Origin of the sequence: Aliiglaciecola sp. M165 (assembly GCF_007197995.1) — a bacterium.
GTDB lineage: Bacteria > Pseudomonadota > Gammaproteobacteria > Enterobacterales > Alteromonadaceae > Aliiglaciecola.
The window spans coordinates 116,509-134,370 of record NZ_VKKH01000005.1 but is presented as its reverse complement, the minus strand read 5'-3'; the positions used below and the strand labels follow the sequence as shown (position 1 = coordinate 134,370).

Sequence of the window (17,862 nt, the reverse complement as noted above, 5' to 3'; positions counted from 1 at the left end):
AGTCTATTGATGGGGCTTTTTGCGTTTTATGGGAAGACTATGTTGTGAAGCTATATAAAAGTTGTGCTTCGTCAAATTCATCAGACTAGCGCTTTCAAAGCGCTAGATACTAAAATGGTTCATTCACTGATTATAAGGTGACTTTGAAGGGGTAATATTACTTAACCCCAATCCCGGGTCAGAAATGTCGATATTGCTTATTTTAAGGTTTTATCAATAAGATAAAAGCTACGGTCATTTTGATACTGGTCTTTAATAAGTATGTATTGTGATGTATTCCCCTACCAAGGCGAGAATTATGTTGTTTAGTCGCAATGAGCGCATAGTGAACAACTAACAGAAGAGGATAATTAGCGGTGTTTACAGGCGCTGTTTATCCAAGATTTGGGTCACTCAAAATGCAGCTTGTTATCGGGTTTACACTTCACAAAGCCCTTAGTTGGGGTCACAATCTTGCTTTCATTCTGTAACCTTTTACCTGTATATAGTACCCTTACCAACGACGCTGATAGTTTAAGCGATTTAAAGTGGACATATGGCTTTGAAGAACATAACGCTCATTACGAGGTTAAGTTTGGCTGTATGATTTTAGAAGTAAAAGAAAATGCAGATTGATACTAGATCGTTGGCCAATAACTTTTTGACACCAAGCATTGGAACATATGCCATAAATCTACTGTTTCTATTTTTAATTCTGTCATTAAGCACGTCTATCTTTGCGAAAGAACCTATTTTTATTGAGGAGAGTGTCAACGGCCTCTCCATCAAAGACTCAATAATGGTTTGGCATGATCCTAGCGACCAGAAAAGCTTAGAACACGTTATCGAGGTTTTTCAAGCCGGCGGATTTGAGCAGTTTGATTCCCCCGGCTCAACGGGTTTTATAAAAGGGGCAATTTGGTCTCATTTTACACTGCAGAATGTAACAACTGACAAAGTTGAACTCGCATTGGAATATGTTGATCATCAGTTGATATCTCTAGAAGCATTCTCTACAGAACAATCCGCTGATCTTAATTTCACCTCTATAGCTAATCTATCTCTATTAGATTCTTTCAATGAGCGTGAATACCCACATATTCGATTTGTTTTTTCCACCACGCTGCAACCAGGGCAAACTCAAGAGTTTTTAGTGAAATATTCTTCCCAAGGAAGCGGTTATGTCTTTCCCGCTCTGAGAATATGGACGCCCTCTAATCTCCAGAAAATGCAAAATTTAGAAAGCATTGGTCTATCTTTTTTGTTTGGCGGCTTGTTTTTGATGTTTGTATTCGCGTTTGTGGTGGGATTGATTACAAGAAGAAAATTGTACTTTGTTTACTCGATTTATGCGTTGGCAAAAATAGTCGCCTGGGCAACAATTTTTGGCTACACCCACAAATACGTGTTGAGCACTAATTTTCATTGGAGTTATATTTCAATTTCAGGCGCGTTCACTATCTTTTGCGGGCTTGTTTTTACACGGATGTTTTTAGAAACACGCAAATATACACCTTGGTTGGACAAGTTTTTATTATTTATGATTGCCAATGCGGTGCTACTTTTTGTGGCGGCATTATTGCATATTAAAGCCTTGGCTATTTTATCAATCACTGTAGCATTGTTGTTATACCCGGTTGCATTTATTGCTGGAATTCGGCGTTGGTCGCAGGGTTCCAAAGAAGCCTTGGTTTATGCCGTAGCGTGGAGTTTCCTTGCCACTGGATTAGTCTCACAAGCACTCAGAGATTTAGGCTATGTTGAGCATAACTTTGTCAATTATTATTGGCCACCTCTAGCCTCCTATACCGAAATGATCGTCATTATTGTTGCGATAGGCATTAAAGTCTTGACCCTCAGACAGCAAAAAATCGTTGCGGAAAAGCAATATCGTGACGAATTGGAAAAATCCAAAATTAAACTTGAAGTGTTGGTTGGTGAGAGGACTATTGAATTACAACAACAAAAGCTAAAAGCTGAAATTGAAGCTCAAACAGATTCTCTCACCGGAACGAAAAACCGCAGAAGCTTTTTTTCTGAGTCGCAAAAGTTCATCGCTGATTGCAAATCCCAATCGTTGGAATTTAGTTTGATGATGTTTGACATCGATCACTTTAAATCGATTAACGACACATTTGGACATGCTTGTGGTGACGAAGCATTAAAAATGTTCTGCAAAATAGTTAAAGCACGGATCCGTGAAACCGACATATTCGCTCGACTTGGTGGTGAGGAATTTTCTCTTCTTATGGTGGGTAGCAGAGAGCAGGCACTGCAAATGGCTGAAAGATTGCGTAAGGATGTAGGCAGTATTGAAATAGAAACGTCAAAAGGAACCCTAACGTTGACAACTAGCGTTGGTTTATCACACATGAATGCTGAAAATTCGATAGATGAACTGATGCATCAGGCCGATGCAGCACTTTACATGGCTAAACATAAAGGTCGCAATCAAGTTGTTGAAGCGTAATAGCGGGAGATTTTGCTAAATGGATAATCAAGCTATTAAGCTACGAATCGAAGTCAAGCAAGTTGAAAGTTTGTACAACAATTCCTACACAATTGCAGTTAGCCATCCCTTTGCAGGTGCATTACTTTGTTGGCTATTCCGTAATGAAGTTGAGCATATATTGCTCATCACCTGGTTGATTGTGCATTCTACCGTTGCCTTGGCGCGTATTCCCGTATTTCTTCGTTTCAAACAGCGTCAGGACGCTGTCCTAAATATTTCTAAATGGCACAATCTGTTTATTATTCTGGCAATCATTCAGGGTGCCTTATATGGTTTTTTCTGGGTAGCCTTTGGAGCGTTTTCTATTCCTGAATATGCATTGTTGGTAACGCTTGTCGTTTTTGGTATCTGTAGTAGCGCGGCAATTGGATACGCTTCAAGTTTCAGAGTGTTTTTAATGTTTTCTTTTCCGCTTATTATTCCTTGTTTAGTCATGTTGGCATTACATCCAAGTAGCCTCAATCATGCAATAATATTGGCGATACTGTTATACTCAGCAGTCACCTTAAAGACTGTGCGACCGGTCAATAAACAATTTGTTTCAGCCTTACGATTGAACGAACGGCTTGCGCAAGAGATTGAAGTCAGAGAAGAGGTGGAAGCAAAGCTCAGGCGCTTGTCACTGCTCGATGGTCTTACCGGATTGGCAAATCGTCGTGCTTTTGATCAGCATTTTTTGCAAGAACTAAAACGAAGCGCTCGACTAAACTCTGAGTTGACACTTGTACTAATCGATGTGGACCATTTTAAATTGTTCAACGATGAATATGGGCATGTAGAAGGCGACAAGTGTTTGCAGGAATTAGCCTCATGCATGCAGAGCCATTTTCAACGCTCAGGCGAAATGGTAGCGCGATTGGGAGGTGAAGAATTTGCAGTCATAATACCCTCGGTATCACTTAATGAGATACAAGAAAGTATAAATCACCTACAACAAAAAATTGCGCAACTTTCGATACCTCACAAACATAATGAGGCCAGCCCCCATAGACTGGTAACAGTCAGCATAGGTGTTGTCCATCTAATTGCCAGCAACCCATTAGATCCTAAAAAAATAATTCATCAGGCCGATGTGGCATTATATCAAGCTAAGCAAGCGGGCCGTAATCGATGTGAAGTGTTTGGGCAAAATACCTAGAAGTTAACCCACTCGCCATTTTGATTAATAATCTTTACACACTCCTCAGCATCAAAAGAGTTTTTCTCCACTTTGTAAACGATGACAAAGTTATCGTTTGGCAATGATTTCCATTTTGATGCGAGCAATCTGCCTGCAGCGACAGAACCTTCTTCATCGATACCGGCACAAACAAAATGTATGTCCGATTGATATTTCATCCTTGCTAAAATGGCAAAATCGTACTGGGTAGTAGCGACATAAGGTTCGTCACTTAGCCAGCATTTCATTGTTTTGGATGTGAATGTGATGGCACGATTCTGGGGTAACACGTTGAGAACTTTCCCAGTTAGCGTGTTGGACGTTGGGCTACCTATACATATTTTGGTTCCAATTACATTGCGCAGATCTTCTTCATCACCTTTAACTTCTATCTCTCGCGTTACTTCACATGCGATAAGTGCAGTGAGATTGCACGCCAGTGATGTTCCACCTGTGCTGGTCAATGGGTAAGTTGTGGCACCGATCAGCCATGTTTTTTCACCATTACTTTTTTTGTAATAACGATACTCTTTTTCTAGCGCTTTTGGGTCATATTCGTTTCTATTCCAGTATGAAGGAATAACCAAGTTAATCTTTGCGCCTCTCTCCCATCCAAAAAAAGTATGTTTACGACGAATTGCAATGAGATACATAAGGAAAATGGCGATGGAAAATGCGAACGCACTACTAAGCGAATAAACTAACAAGCTCCACCCTTTATGATTAAAGCCAGCGAATATAGACAATGCGATCCCGAAAAATCCGATGATCGGGCCGTAAAATATTTTTGCGAATGTCATTTATCGAAACTCCTTGAAAATGACCAATTAGTATTTCTGAGGAACTAAAAGTCTGTGCTCAACCGCCTCAATATATTAAGAGAAAAGCGCTTTATTGTTATCTTTCCCATCATGCCTGTCTAGCGTATATATTTTGTCGTCAGAATCCAAGTTAGGCGTTTAGTAAAAGTGTGCAGCAAGTGAGAAAAGAAATGAAAAACAAGTCGACATGCAGAAAAGCTGGTAAATCTGCTTTATGTCAACTGACTTCGCTACCTTCATAACGGTTAGCTAAGTCATCCAGATCCGCACTGGTGCTGTCAAATCCGCCATCAGCATAGTGATAAACAACCTGTACTTTGTCAGACCCTTTGAATAATTTAGCTTTTATATCAGGCAGACGTGATGAGTTAACTTCGTTTAAAAAGCGATTAGCAACTTGCGCGGATGGGAATTGATAAACAATCTGGTTTTGCATGGCGCGTTATTTTCCAGTAGACACGTGCTTCAGCGAAGCATTATCGTTGTTAGTAAAAAGGCAGGATGATACCAACAACGAGTGTGGTCTGCTATCTCTCAAACGACATAACCCTAATACAAAATTAGGGTTATGCACCGCGCTTAAAACGAATTTTAATATCTGCAATCACGATACAACAATGATTTTTACGTCTTATAGATTGCTAAATTTTTCCGCCAACAGGTCGACAGCTGGCATTCCGCCGACATCCGTTCCATAAACGGACAATGTTGTAATGGCCTCCGTGCGCGAAGAATAAATGGAAATAAACGCTGAACGCGCTCGTTGTTCACCGCAGCGGCTATCGCCACCTGCTTTTGCCCCGGCATGTAATGCGCTCATCATTTTTTCAGCAAATGAGGTCTGGTCGGGTGATTTAAAGGCGTTAAAGGCATCGTCTAATACTTTTTGGCCGACGAGGATGTTTCCCATCACCGCAACATCGTTATCAATTTTCGCGCCTTTAAATCCTTTTACTTCGTGGCCTGTTTCTACCATCGGCTTTGTACCTTCTGATAAAAGTATGACACCGTATTGTTGCCTTGATGGTGTGAAGTTTTCTTGCTTCATACTCTCGAGGATTTTCTCAACTGAAGCATCTTCGCGCATCATTTTAACCCCTTGCATACGAGCAAAATAGTTGCTGGCTGCTTGAACAACAATAGCTCCTTTGCCTGGCACAACTGAGGCAATGCCTGACACATCAAATGTGCAGGACGCGCCAGCGATGCCAATATCGCCTTTATCTCTGTCTACGGCGATGATAGACCAAGTGGCTTGTGCGGGAATTGAAAAAACAATGAACGATAAAAAAACGACAGCGACTGTAAAACGAGATGGGGAGCTAATGTTGAGCATGGAATATCCTTATGGTAGATGCGTAGTGGTCAGATATATGTGTCGCAACAACCAATGCAAAGGTTTAAATCTTAATGATTAAATTTTGCGTATAACCATGTATCGCCACTGAATAAAATAGTTATGAAATTTGTCTTACTCTTGATTAGCATTTTAACCTTGCTGGGGTGCTCTGGAGGATCGTCTGATCCTACCAATATTCCTGTAACAGAGGCTGACCCAATGCAGCCTATCCCTCCCGAAGCACCAAGTCTGCCACTACCGCCGGAAATGTCGCCTGACATTCAAGAGTTTCATCGCGAACTTTATTCGGCCGTAACTCGTTCAGTTTCATACGGCGATGTTTTGAATCTTAATTATGAGCCGTCAACTCAAAAACGTTTTTATGGTGAAGACAGTTTGCAATTTGTTGAGTATTGGCCTGCGCAAAACACGCAACAACGGCAAGACCTTGCGAACATCGTGTTGATTCACGGCGGCTGTTGGTCAAACCGTTTTCGTCTGGCGCAGAGTTACCCTATGGCAACAGCGTTGTCTTTAAATGGCTTCCCCGTGTGGTCCATCGAGTATCGTGCAACGGGTGATGAAGGTGGCGGTTGGCCGGGCACCTACACAGATATTGAATCTGCAATCCGTTTTATTTATCAGCAAATTTATAGTCAATCACAAAGCAAAATCCGCATCGTTGGACACTCTGCTGGCGGACATCTGGCACTATTGGCCCGCACCAATTTAGACTTGGATTTTAATGTTGTGGGTTTGGCAGCGATAACTAATTTGATTACCTACGCAGATCAGGAGGGAAGCTGCAATTCGTTGGCTGTGAGTTTTATGAACGGCCGCCCAGCAGATTTACCTGAGCAATATACCTTGGCTAATCCGCAAACAGGTTCACTGAGTGCACAAACGTTTTTGTTTGGTGGTGGCCAAGACGGGATTGTCGATGAAAGCCAAGTGCGTTTTACCGGCATTCCTTTTCAGATAGACGAGGATGCCGGCCATTTTGATTGGATCCATCCTGGTACAGCAAGCTTCGAACATTTGCTCAATTATCTTCTTACAGAATAATTGAACATTATTCTAACTGTGCAACTGAGCGTAAATAACTCGAAGCGTGGTCATCAACGACTCTTTTACACTCGGCCAGAATATCGAAATACTATCAACTTCACCTTGTTGGAAAAAAGTTTCCATTCTCGTCGCAACATCATCAAGTGGAATGGAGTTGACTTTACGACAGACGTGCCCAAGCTTTCTAGCTTGCATCAAAATACCGCTGTTGTTGTCTTCCTGCACCGCTAAATCCATGCTGTACATAGAAGTTTCTAATTCAGACATCAAATCGCTTAATGCAACAGCGAGAGACTCCTTAGGCGGATTCTTCTGTAGATAAGGCAGTAAATCAAACCATATCTGTGGGTCTTTTGGCATATCGATTCTGGCAAAATCTGGGATATCAGCAGGAGATTGTTCAGGTTGTTGCTCTTGCGCCTGCTTAAGTTCTTCTTTGTGTGCTTCTATCAACGCTTTTTCTTTGTCTTGCAGTTTCTCCTGAGAAGACTCAAGTTCTTTTTGAGCGTCTTGCAAAGCGCTCTCTTTGTTAGCGATCTGCTCTTTGCTGCTATTTAATTCTTTTTCTAGCAGCTGAAGTTTTTCGTTTAGCTCAGACTGATTACTATCTTGTTTGTTTAAGCTGGCTTTTGTTTGGTCGTATTCCTCTTGAATCGAATTCAACTCCTGAGCCAGTTGCTGCTGCTCTTGGCGCATATTTGAAATATTTTGCTCACTGCTTTGCAGTGCTTTTTGTTGCTCGGCAAGTTGTTGTTGTAATTTCAACTCTTGTTGTTCTTGTTGCTTCAATCGTTGTTGCAGTTGTTCCGCTTCGCTTCGTGCTCGTTCCAATTCTTCTTGAAGTTTTTGTTCACCAGAAAGCGTAGTCGACACTTGAGATTCTGCTTTTTGCAGCTCCTGCAAGCTGCTGGATAGCTTCTGCTTCATTTGCGCGTTTTGCTGCTCAGCTTCTTGCAGTGCCTGTTGTAGTTGTTTTTTCTGTTCTTCGATTTCTGCATGATGCTGTCGCCACTGCTCATCACTACCTTGCAACATCTCCTTTTGTTTCGAAGCGCGGTTTTCGACATCGGCTAATTCGACTTTTAGTTGCTGTAGCTTTTGTTGTTGCTCTAAGCGTTCGCGTTTTTCTGCATCGGTTTGACGCTGATTTTCATCCAACTGTTTACGTGTATTAAGCAGCTGTGCTTGTTTTGCTTCCACTTCTTGTTTTAGTGCCTCTTGACGTTTTTGCCATTGCTCGTCACTTTCTTGCATTTCTCGTTGTTGCTCAGCACTGCGCTGCTCTACTTCCGCCAGTTCGGCTTGGAGTTTTTCAAAGATCTGTTGCTGTTCCTCCCGCGCGGCCTTCTCTGCTTCAGTTTGTTGTGCCGTTTGCTGCAATGCCTGTTCAGTCTCAATCAATTTTTGCTGCTTGGCCTCAAGTTCTCTTTGTAGCGCTTCTTGCTGTGCTTTCCATCTTTGATCAGCTTCCTCGAGAATAGCCTTTTGCTGTTCTTCACTGCGTTTTTCGATTTCAGCCATTTCTGTCTGCAGTTTTTCTTTCAACTGCATCTGTTGGGCTTTCTCCGCTTCAGTTTGTTGTTTGGCGTGATTGAGTCGTTGTTCCGTTTCTTGCAATTTACGCTGTTTGGACTCTAACTCTTGTTGCCATTGCTGCTGCTGTTCTTGAAGGCGTTTTTCTGCCTCTTCCGTTTTCTGTCTTTGTTGCGCTTCGCTGCGGCGTTCAACTTCGGCCAATTCACTTTGCAAACGTTCAAATAATTTACGTTGTTCAGCCTTTTCAGCTTCAGTTTGTTCAGTCGTTTGTTGCAGAGCTTGTTCAGTTTTCTGCAACCGTTGCTGCTTATCTAACAGTTCTTGTTGCAAGGCATCCTGTTTCTCTTTCCAGCGTTGATCGGCTTCTTCTAAAATCGCTTGCTGTTGCTGTGCACTGCGTTTTTCCATTTCTTGCAGTTCAGACTGCAGTTGTGTCATCAACTCTTCTTGACGCGCTTTTTCCTGCTCCGTCTGTTGTCTTGTTTGATTTAAGCTCTCTTCAGCCTCTTGCAGCTTACGTTGTTTATCTTCAAGTTCTTTCTGCCACTTGGCTTGTTGTTCTTGTAAGCGTTGTTCGGCTTCTTCATTTTTCAGTCGCTGCTGCTCTTCGCTGCGACGTTCCATTTCTTCCAATTCGGCCTGTAGTCTTTCAAACAGTTTTTGCTGCTGCGCCTTGGCAACTTTTTCCGCTTCAACCTGTTGTTCCTGTTGTTTGATTAACTGTTCTGTTTCATTCAGTTTCTGCTGCTTAGCCTGCAGTTCCTGTTGTAACGAACGTTGTTGCTCACGCCACTGTTGATCGGCTTCAGCAATTTTCCGTTGTTGCTCTTCACTATTGCGTTCGACCTCAGCAAGTTCCTCTTGGAGTTTTTGCAAGCGCTCTTGTTGGGCTTCTTTTTCAGCCTTTTCTTGCTCAGACAACCGTTTGGTTTCGTCCAGTGCCTGCATGGTGGATTGTAACTGTTGTTGCTTGGTTTCGAGTTCTTGCTGTAACAAGGCTTGTTGTTTTTCCATGTCGCCTTTTTGCTGATTGGACATTTCTTCAAATTTGTCCATTTCATGTTGCAAGTGGTCGATATGGCGGGCTTTGTTTGATAGTTCGGATTGGGCAACAAAACAAGTCTGCTCAAGCTCTCTGCGTTGTTGCTCAGCAAGTTCGCTAGCTTTACGTTGATTTATGAGTTGCTCACGTAGTTTTTGACTGGCTTCAGATGAACTGGTGAGCTGAGACTGTAAGGCATTAATTTGACCGCTAACATCAGCAATTTGTTGGTCTTTTTGCTCAATAGAGGTTTTTAAGCTATCGATCTCGCCAACAAACTCTGACATTTTCGACTGTTGCTCTTCTCGCTCTTGTTCTAATCTTCTGGCGGTCTCTTCGCTCTCTTCCAATTCACGCTGCGCGTCTTTGTATTTCTTCTCACTGTATTGCAACTCATTTGCGATCTGGTTGCGTTGTCGCTCAAGGCCATTGACGCGTTTGCTTGATTGTTCAAGTTGCTCGGCAAGATCTTCATTAGCTTTTTCACTGCTCGCCAGAGAATCTCTACTTTGCTGATAGTCTTGCTGTAACTTATTTAAATGCTCGGTAATGTTTTGATGGGCTTGCTGTAGATCTGATATTTCAGACTCTTTATCGGATAAATCTTCTTTGGCAGCTTGCAGTTTGGTTTGCGTATCAGACAAGGTTCTTACTTTGCTTGCCAACTGATCCTGGCTGCTTTCAAGGAGTTGCTGCTTTTCAACAATCAGGCGTTCTGCAGCTTGATGGAGATTAATCGCTTCCATACGCTCAGCATCGGCTTTTTTGAGTGCGCGCAAATCGGTCCATATGCACAAAATGGAATCGAACTCCTGGCCTTTAAACATCGGCACGAACGTCGCTTGGCATGGTAGCAAGTTGTCTCCACGACTGTGTTGCCAAGTTAGCGACAGTGCTTGACCATCTTCCTTAATTTGTTGGATTTTTTGTTTGAATTCTTTTAATTCGTCTGACTCATTATTGAGCTTTTTGGAATAGGGGTAATAGCCGAATAAATCTTCTTCGTCTTCGACTGAAAAGAACTGACACGCAGCAGGATTTAGTTTATTAAAACCATCATCTGCTAGCACCGCCATAGGCATACTGCTGTGTTCTAACAATCCTTCAAATTTGTCTTGCTGATATTGCTCGTCGCTGATATCTGAAATCCAACACAAGAATTGTTGTTTTTCCTGATCAAACATTTCAATGTTGAGCTCACTGGGATGTAACAATCCGTTTTTACCCTTCAAATCTGCATGAAAGCCTTCCAATCGCCCATTTTTATGTAATTTCTTCGCGGCTTTCCCGGAATTATTGGGGTCATTGAATAACTGATAAAATGAGCCCTTTTTCAAATCGCGTTCAGACAGTTCGAGGCGGTCAAGCAAAGCCTTGTTGGCATCAACAATTTTGTCATCTTCATTGATCATCGCAATGCCAAGCGGAGCTTTGTCAATGATACTGGCGAAGTGTTTCTGTTCTTGCTCCAACTTCGCTTTGATATTCTTCAATTCAGAAATATCTTCTAAGGTACAGACAGAACCAACGGTGTTGCCGGTGTCGTCTCTAAACGTTTGTAGTTTGACTCGCAGAGTTTTCCTTTCTCCCGAAGAAAGTTCTAGATCTATTTCTTGAGCCAGACCAGAATTAGCCGAATAGGGCATTGAGCCAGACTGATTACTTTCAGGTTGTAGCGCTTTGAGTGAGTCGGGGAAAAACGCGAGCTGATTCGCTGGTGTATTTCGGATGTTTTCAATCGAGGTATTAAATGCCAATTCAAACGGGGTGTTACAACCAATGACAAGGCCTTTGTCGTCTAGCAGGAAGGTAGGATAACTGCTGGCACTTAGCATACCTCTCACACGTTGGTTTGCGCTGATTACCTCTTTCGTTAAATTAATAACCTCGTCTTGGTTGATAACACTAAAGTGTACCTGGGTGCCTTTTCCGTTTTCATCTTTTTCAGTGACGACGCCAACGAGTTTTGCATTGACGAGATCGTGATGACCATCAAATCGACACTCAAATTCTACGTCTTCGCCACTTTGCGCCCGTTTTATCGCTTGATTCCACTCAAATTGTGTTCCTTGATTCAAGTAGTTTTCAAAAGCAGAGAGTTCTCCGCTAAGACTTTCGTCACTGCTCCCCAACATCTTTGCCAGTATCGCGTTGGCAGCAAATTGTTTATCAGACAAGTTTATATGCAGTTGACCAATCTGAGAGTTGTCGAGCAGTTGGTTGTTTTGCGCCAAATCCTGGCGCATTGTGTCTAACTCAGCTTGTTTGTCACTGACATCGACGATGGATATCACTGAAGCAACATTCGCTTGAGAGTCTTTTTGTGGTGCAAACTCTAATAGCAGTTGACGGGCTTTTACCGGACCCACAATCTGCATTTTATTTTGTACTTTCGCACCCAGTGCATGGGTTAGGCCTTCGCTGACGTTCTCGTCCAGCAAATTGATGAGGGGTTGGTTGACCAGGTTCTCTGCACGATTACCTAAATAATAGGCGGCTAATTTGTTGCAATATTGGATATTCCCAGCGTGATTGACATGCACGATGCCAACGTGGAAGTTGTTTAGATGATTTTGCGTCTGGACTAGGATCTGTTCGTTTTGAGCGTGTTTCTGTAACGCACGTTTTTGGCTGACTTTGAAAAATACCAGAGTTATCACAAGGAGCGTGACAATGACGGCAATGGCAATCATCACCATGTTTAACGAATCTGCGCCTAATTCAATCAGGGTCTCTCCAACAGCAAATGCCGATCCACTCATTAAAAGGGTGATGCCTAACAAGCACATTTTATACGCTAGAAGATAACTGCGTAATTTCATCCAAAATATTCCCACTCAACATGTTGATATCAAGCTTAACCTGTCTGGTAATTCAGACAAAGCTGTTAAAAAACAACTATGTGTGCTTTTTAATACGCTATTTAAGCACTAATTATCGGATAGAATTTCGTAACCTGCATATTTGTTATCTAATCAGGCTACGCGTTGGTCGAAATCTTACCCTTAGTTTGCGCCCAACTCTCTGGAAATTTGCCCTGCAGAACATAAGAAAATGCTATGAGTTCAGCGATGACATGATACAGCTGCTCTGGAATTTCCTGGCCCAAATCCAGGGTAGTTAAAAACTCACTCAGGTAAGGATCTTCATGTACCAATACACCATTTTGTTTGGCAACTTGAATAATCTCTTCTGCAAGGTCGCCAAAGCCTTTGGCAATAACCTTAGGGGCTTCCTTGTCGCCTTCTTGATATTTGATCCCTACCGCACTTTTATTTTTTTTATCCATCTTGGCTACCTTTTCAAGCTAGGCTTGGGTTTCAAAAATTTGATAAGGACGAGATTGCAGGTGATGGGGAATTTTACCCAATTGACAAAGGGTTTTTGAAACGTCAATCCCAAGGTGTTGCAATCGCTTTTTGAACAAGGGTAAATATTCATATACCAAGGCCTTCAACGCTTCATTAGAGGTGTAAAGGTCGAGTTCTAACTCAGTATCTTTTAACTTGGCTTTGGTGAGTAATTGTCCGATATCGCCGATATCCAATTTCATGGTCAAATGCCAAATGGCAGTCTTGCCTTGTTCAACTTGTTGCCCCGGGTTTTTTTCAGACTCTCGCTTTATCAATATTTCAATATCTCGCTTATTTTCACCGATACCCGAAGGCAGAATATAATACAGACCCTCTTGGCCCTGCATGGCTTGTTCAGCGCTAGCTAATTTTGTTGATTGATGTTGCGCAAAAAGACGTCCAAGCTGCTTAATCAATTGATGTTTTTGGTCAAGCTGTTGTATATCGTTCATTGATCGCTGAGTTTGCCCAGTGGTTTGTTTAACTGTTGGGCCTAATAAGGTTGAAACAATTTGCGCGATTTTTTCGCTTTGTGGTGCAGACGTGCGGGCTAGTCTGGACGCTAAACTGACTTGCAACAAGGTAATTAAACCCGCGACCAAACCTTGCCCCCCTGATGCTGGCTGCACAATTTGCGTTGGGGTTAGATTTAAAACCGGCTGTGTTAACAATTGTTTAATGTGTTCAGCATCAGTCGTTTTGCCTTGCGGGATCCCTTGGTTGATTTGTTTTAAAAACAAATCTGCTATTGCTTTGCTTGAGGGTTCTTTGAGTGTTGCTTGATCGCTCAAGGCTTTACTAATGATCTCAATGGTCTCAGATGGACTTGCCGTACTAGGTAATAATCGACGGCTAATTTCATTTATCTGTTTTAACACTTCATTTTTTTGTGCACTTGGCAATTGCGCGACAATCTCTTTAACTGCTTTGGATAAATCTTTTGCAAGTAGAGGTTGTTCAGCCTTTTCTGGATCTCTAACCTTGTTGATCTGATTGGTTAATTGCTCAAGCACGATTGCTGGCGAGCTGATTGAGGTGTTTGTCAACGGATTCTGTACGGTATTACTGCTTGCTACAGTATGTTTTGTCGCGGATTCAGTAATGAGCGTTTGGACCTGCTGCAATTGTTGCTTGGTAAGCGGAATATTGGCAACAGGGGCAGACTGAGGTCCTCGCAATTCACCACTGGATGAGGTGTTGAGTGTAATGTTTAGGCGCTGTCCATCTTTGTCTGTAGCATGCGCAGTGAGTTGCTCTAATGCTTGGTGTGGCAATGAAATATTGGTTTTTAGCACAGCGGCCATGAGTACATTTTTATCTACACTAACAACATTTGCAGTGGAAGTTTTTGTGGTCCCCGATAGATCTGCTCGCAGCAGAGTCACGGCGCTGCTCTTTTCTAATTGAATAGGTGTTTTGTTTAAAGTTGTAAACGATGTTCTCGGCTCAGCAACGTGTTTAGGACTATGCGGATTTGGCGGAGTATTTGTTGTTGTGAGCAAGTTTGCTTGCCAGTCGTTGCCCCGAGGGATCACCTGAAGTTGCACAGACTGTCCAATTTTTAGCTCAGAAGGGACTTGCGCTAAGCGGATTGTGACTGGTTGAGCTTTGCCGTTCACTGTGGCTGAAAAGGTCACCTGTTGACCCACTATGTTGGTCACCTTAGCGTTAACAATTTGACTTTTACTTTGCGCGCCGGGTTGCAGATCTTGGCTGATAGCAGAGAGGATCGCGCTAAGTTGACTTTGATTTAGTTTTGCCAGCAACGCCTGAGACGTTGAGTTGGTATTGGCTTGGTATAACGCCAATGTTGCCCCTTGTTTACCTGGCTGCGTGGTTTGTATTTCACCTGTGTATGAGCCGGGTTTAAGTGCGCTGGGCAAAGAGGCAAATTTGTCTAAGCTGATTGAACGTGTGTTCTTGTCCAATCCAAGGTTTAGCTGATTTCCGCCCAGATATTGCACAACAACTTGCGCGGCCTGACGAGCAATTGGCGAATCGCCTTGTGCTTTGACAAGTTGAGAAAGCGCCTGAGTTAGTTGTTGTTGAACAGCAGGAGTAATATCAGACATACACTTGGGCCTATGAACCTGGCTGGATGAGCGTCGTAAAAGAGTTAACGGGATCCACAGCATAACCTGTTGTGAGTATAGAATCTAATAACTGGTATTGCCGGTTTGCTATGGTATGATTTGCGCCGATTTTAGCCTGCACCTTTTTTGATTGTTTCGGCGTATTGTTGGGGCGTGTTTATCGGAACGTGGAGTACTTCGTAATTTGATCTTATTTAGTGGACAAAACTTAGCTTGCATTAAACAAGATCGCGTTTTGTTTGAGCACACAGATTTCTCTGTTGAGCAAAGTGAGTTGTTGTATATTCGTGGACAAAATGGCGCAGGTAAAACCAGCCTGTTGCGTATTTTGGTTGGATTAGCTGACGCGGCCGCCGGCACAGTGATGTACAAGGGCGAAAACATACACAAAGTTGATCAAGCGTTTAATCAAGACCTGGTCTACTTCGGACATAAATTGGGATTAAACCTTACCCTCAACGGTATTGAAAATCTCAAATTCTGGTGCCAGCTCAACGGTATCACAACCTCTGAACATGCCCTTTTTGAACTACTGGAACTAATTGGTCTTGTAGGGCTAGAGGACTTACCAATCAGTCAGTTATCGGCAGGCCAACAGCGCCGCGTCGCACTTGCCCGCCTTTGGCTCAAATCTGAGGCGAAAATTTGGGTGTTGGATGAACCTTTTACCGCATTAGACGTTCAAGGCATAGCACTACTTAAAGATAAGATTGTCAGCCATCTGGGAAATGGTGGTGCTGTCATCATTACCTCTCACCAAACATTAGATTTGGATTATGCAACTAAAGAGCTGATTTTGGAGTATCGCATATGAGTGGCAGTTTGTTGGCAATATTCAAACGAGATATGTCCTTAGCTTTTAGGCAAAGAGCTGAACTATTACAACCTATGATGTTTTTTGTGTTAGTCATCAGCTTGTTTCCATTGGGGGTCGGGCCCGGACCTGAAACACTGCAAAAGATTGGTCCTGGAGTGATTTGGGTTGCGGCGATTTTATCTTCTTTGTTGGGCATGGAACGACTGTTTCGCGATGATTTTCAAGATGGCACCCTTGAGCAAATTATGCTCAGTGGCGTGCCGATGCCATTAGTGACTTTGGTCAAAGTCGCAGTGCATTGGTTGGCAAGCATAGTTCCGCTCATTTTGTTGTCGCCATTGCTTGCACTTTTTCTCAATCTTACGGTCGAAATGTTTCAAGCATTATTGTTGACCCTAGTGATTGGGACTCCGCTGTTGAGCTTAGTTGGCGCTGTTGCAGTAGGTTTGACGGTCGGCTTGCAAAAAGGCGGTGTACTGCTGGCCTTGTTATTGCTACCTGTATTTGTACCTTTGTTAATTTTTGCAACGGCCGCAGTCGATGCCGCTGCCTTGCAATTACCTTACAGCGCCCATTTAGGTTTAATAGGCGCAATGTTATTATTGGCGTTCGCCTTGGCTCCTATGGCCATCGCTTATGCCTTAAGAGTGAGTCAAAGTTAATGTGGAAGTGGTTACATCCCTACGCTAAATCTGAGTCTGCGTATCAATTATGCACCACCTTAGTGCCGTGGTTTTCCATCAGCGCCATTTTGGCACTCAGTATTGGCACCGTTTGGGGATTAGGGTTTGCCCCTGCGGATTATCAACAAGGTGATTCCTTCAGGATCATTTACATTCATGTGCCAAGTGCAATTTTATCCATGGGCGCTTACGCAGGTATGGCCATCGCGGCTTTTATCGGTCTTGTCTGGCAAATAAAAACAGCGTACATGGGCATGATGGCGATAGCTCCGGTTGGCGCTGTGATGACCTTCATTGCCTTGTTTACCGGCGCTGCCTGGGGAAAACCAATGTGGGGAACCTGGTGGGTTTGGGATGCTCGTTTAACCTCTGAATTGGTTTTATTGTTTTTGTATTTAGGTGTGATCGCGTTATACAAATCCTTTGATGACAAAATTCAGGCGGGCAAGGCCGCAGGCGTAATGGCCCTTGTTGGCGTTATAAATCTGCCGATTATTCACTACTCAGTTGAATGGTGGAACACCTTGCATCAAGGTGCAACGATCAGCAAATTTGAAAAGCCATCCATTGCTTCCGAAATGCTTTGGCCATTGTTGATTAACTTGTTTGGCACAGGTTTATTAGTCGGAGCGCTGTCAATTAAGCGTCTTCAAAACGAATTACTTCGTCGCGAAATTCACCGCCCCTGGGCAATAAAAACCCTGATCAGAGAGGGCAAAGCATGACGTTTCAATTTGATAGTTGGCAAGCTTTTTGGGACATGGGCGGTTATGGCTTTTTTGTTTGGTTGGCATTCTCGGTGACGTTTCTCGCAGTGATTGCATTGGTTGTAGAAACATTGTGGGCGAAAAAGCAATTAATTCAGGCAGTCAATGCACAAATTGCTCGTAAGAAACGTATCCAGAAAAGCCAACAGAAAAAAACTGATGAGGCGCAACCTTCTGCGTCACCATCGCAGCTTAAACAAGAGGTAGAGTCACAGTGAATCCAAGACGTCAAAAACGATTAATGGGTATTAGCGCAATCGTATTATTGGTCGCGGCGGCAGTATGGATGATGCTTACTGCGTTGAGCGAAAATATTGATCATTTTTATACCCCCTCTGAAATTGTCGAAGGTAAAAATGGTGCTATGCCACAAGTAGGACAAAGGTTAAGAATTGGCGGCATGGTGGTACCTGGCACCGTCAATCGTGATCCTGATACCTTGGCAGTGAGTTTCGATTTAGTGGATGTGGGCCCGATTGTGACCGTCAGTTACAACGGGATCTTGCCTGATTTGTTCAGAGAAGGGCAGGGCATTGTGGCGACAGGTAGATTGACTGAATTTGATTTTATCGTTGCTGAAGAGGTGCTTGCCAAACACGATGAAGAATACATGCCGCCGGAACTAGCCGAAAAAATGAAAGGCATCAAGCACGTTAAACCACAAAATATTGGCGCTGGGCAATAAGGGAATCA

At 43.0% G+C, this 17,862-nt stretch carries 14 protein-coding genes; 8 read left to right on the top strand and 6 right to left on the bottom strand.

Translation table 11 applies throughout. The annotated features are described in order from the left end of the window. Window positions 1–778 precede the first annotated feature (778 nt). Window positions 779–2,449 carry a diguanylate cyclase gene (locus tag FM019_RS10755; RefSeq protein ID WP_185969257.1) on the top strand — a complete coding sequence of 557 codons (1,671 nt, stop codon included), beginning with the start codon at window positions 779–781 and terminating at the stop codon, window positions 2,447–2,449. A 19-nt stretch (window positions 2,450–2,468) separates the two neighbouring features. Next, window positions 2,469–3,629 (top strand): GGDEF domain-containing protein, encoded by a 1,161-nt coding sequence (locus tag FM019_RS10750; RefSeq protein WP_143835941.1) that lies wholly within the window; start codon window positions 2,469–2,471, stop codon window positions 3,627–3,629. On the opposite strand, the gene FM019_RS10745 is transcribed toward FM019_RS10750, so the two are convergent. From FM019_RS10745 to FM019_RS10735, 3 genes are all read right to left on the bottom strand, one after another. Next, window positions 3,626–4,450: a hypothetical protein gene (locus tag FM019_RS10745; RefSeq protein WP_143835940.1), complete on the bottom strand. Its 825-nt coding sequence runs from the start codon at window positions 4,448–4,450 to the stop codon at window positions 3,626–3,628. The two genes, FM019_RS10750 and FM019_RS10745, sit on opposite strands and share 4 nt — an antisense overlap. A gap of 238 nt (window positions 4,451–4,688) precedes the next feature. After that, entirely contained in the window at window positions 4,689–4,907 is a 219-nt protein-coding gene (locus FM019_RS10740; RefSeq protein WP_143835939.1) for a hypothetical protein, read from the bottom strand. A 195-nt stretch (window positions 4,908–5,102) separates the two neighbouring features. Next, window positions 5,103–5,807: a DUF1028 domain-containing protein gene (locus FM019_RS10735; protein ID WP_143835938.1), complete on the bottom strand. Its 705-nt coding sequence runs from the start codon at window positions 5,805–5,807 to the stop codon at window positions 5,103–5,105. A 123-nt stretch (window positions 5,808–5,930) separates the two neighbouring features. Between FM019_RS10735 and FM019_RS10730 the strand changes: the two genes are divergently transcribed. Further along, complete coding sequence (locus FM019_RS10730; RefSeq protein WP_143835937.1) at window positions 5,931–6,875, top strand: alpha/beta hydrolase; 945 nt, start codon at window positions 5,931–5,933, stop codon at window positions 6,873–6,875. A gap of 12 nt (window positions 6,876–6,887) precedes the next feature. On the opposite strand, the gene FM019_RS10725 is transcribed toward FM019_RS10730, so the two are convergent. The 3 genes from FM019_RS10725 to FM019_RS10715 all read right to left on the bottom strand — a co-directional run bounded on the left by FM019_RS10725 (window position 6,888) and on the right by FM019_RS10715 (window position 14,881). Further along, on the bottom strand, window positions 6,888–12,278 hold the full coding sequence (locus FM019_RS10725) for a PAS domain-containing protein (RefSeq protein WP_143835936.1): 5,391 nt from the start codon (window positions 12,276–12,278) through the stop codon (window positions 6,888–6,890). A 158-nt stretch (window positions 12,279–12,436) separates the two neighbouring features. Beyond that, window positions 12,437–12,745 carry an EscU/YscU/HrcU family type III secretion system export apparatus switch protein gene (locus FM019_RS10720; protein WP_143835935.1) on the bottom strand — a complete coding sequence of 103 codons (309 nt, stop codon included), beginning with the start codon at window positions 12,743–12,745 and terminating at the stop codon, window positions 12,437–12,439. Window positions 12,746–12,763: 18 nt separating this feature from the next. After that, on the bottom strand, window positions 12,764–14,881 hold the full coding sequence (locus FM019_RS10715) for a flagellar hook-length control protein FliK (RefSeq protein WP_143835934.1): 2,118 nt from the start codon (window positions 14,879–14,881) through the stop codon (window positions 12,764–12,766). A gap of 205 nt (window positions 14,882–15,086) precedes the next feature. Between FM019_RS10715 and ccmA the strand changes: the two genes are divergently transcribed. From ccmA to ccmE, 5 genes are read left to right on the top strand one after another with little or no spacing between them, the layout of a single operon-like run. Continuing rightward, the gene (gene ccmA, locus FM019_RS10710) at window positions 15,087–15,716 is read left to right on the top strand and encodes a cytochrome c biogenesis heme-transporting ATPase CcmA (protein WP_143835933.1); all 630 of its coding nucleotides are present in this window, start codon (window positions 15,087–15,089) and stop codon (window positions 15,714–15,716) included. After that, window positions 15,713–16,381 (top strand): heme exporter protein CcmB, encoded by a 669-nt coding sequence (gene ccmB / locus FM019_RS10705; protein WP_143835932.1) that lies wholly within the window; start codon window positions 15,713–15,715, stop codon window positions 16,379–16,381. Before ccmA ends, ccmB begins: the two co-directional genes overlap by 4 nt. After that, the gene (locus FM019_RS10700; RefSeq protein ID WP_143835931.1) at window positions 16,381–17,127 is read left to right on the top strand and encodes a heme ABC transporter permease; all 747 of its coding nucleotides are present in this window, start codon (window positions 16,381–16,383) and stop codon (window positions 17,125–17,127) included. The genes ccmB and FM019_RS10700 overlap by 1 nt, the downstream gene beginning before the upstream one ends. Continuing rightward, window positions 17,124–17,387, top strand: a complete 264-nt coding sequence (gene ccmD, locus FM019_RS10695) for a heme exporter protein CcmD (RefSeq protein WP_143835930.1) — start codon at window positions 17,124–17,126, stop codon at window positions 17,385–17,387. The genes FM019_RS10700 and ccmD overlap by 4 nt, the downstream gene beginning before the upstream one ends. Then, complete coding sequence (gene ccmE, locus FM019_RS10690; RefSeq protein WP_143835929.1) at window positions 17,384–17,854, top strand: cytochrome c maturation protein CcmE; 471 nt, start codon at window positions 17,384–17,386, stop codon at window positions 17,852–17,854. Before ccmD ends, ccmE begins: the two co-directional genes overlap by 4 nt. Window positions 17,855–17,862: the final 8 nt, after the last annotated feature.

Bases quoted from the DNA above. Each gene is read 5' to 3' on its own strand.
- FM019_RS10755 (WP_185969257.1), top strand. From the start codon at position 779: ATGGTTTGGCATGATCCTAGCGACCAGAAAAGCTTAGAACACGTTATC.
- FM019_RS10750 (WP_143835941.1), top strand. From the start codon at position 2,469: ATGGATAATCAAGCTATTAAGCTACGAATCGAAGTCAAGCAAGTTGAA.
- FM019_RS10745 (WP_143835940.1), bottom strand. From the start codon at position 4,450: ATGACATTCGCAAAAATATTTTACGGCCCGATCATCGGATTTTTCGGG.
- FM019_RS10740 (WP_143835939.1), bottom strand. From the start codon at position 4,907: ATGCAAAACCAGATTGTTTATCAATTCCCATCCGCGCAAGTTGCTAAT.
- FM019_RS10735 (WP_143835938.1), bottom strand. From the start codon at position 5,807: ATGCTCAACATTAGCTCCCCATCTCGTTTTACAGTCGCTGTCGTTTTT.
- FM019_RS10730 (WP_143835937.1), top strand. From the start codon at position 5,931: ATGAAATTTGTCTTACTCTTGATTAGCATTTTAACCTTGCTGGGGTGC.
- FM019_RS10725 (WP_143835936.1), bottom strand. From the start codon at position 12,278: ATGAAATTACGCAGTTATCTTCTAGCGTATAAAATGTGCTTGTTAGGC.
- FM019_RS10720 (WP_143835935.1), bottom strand. From the start codon at position 12,745: ATGGATAAAAAAAATAAAAGTGCGGTAGGGATCAAATATCAAGAAGGC.
- FM019_RS10715 (WP_143835934.1), bottom strand. From the start codon at position 14,881: ATGTCTGATATTACTCCTGCTGTTCAACAACAACTAACTCAGGCGCTT.
- ccmB (WP_143835932.1), top strand. From the start codon at position 15,713: ATGAGTGGCAGTTTGTTGGCAATATTCAAACGAGATATGTCCTTAGCT.
- FM019_RS10700 (WP_143835931.1), top strand. From the start codon at position 16,381: ATGTGGAAGTGGTTACATCCCTACGCTAAATCTGAGTCTGCGTATCAA.
- ccmD (WP_143835930.1), top strand. From the start codon at position 17,124: ATGACGTTTCAATTTGATAGTTGGCAAGCTTTTTGGGACATGGGCGGT.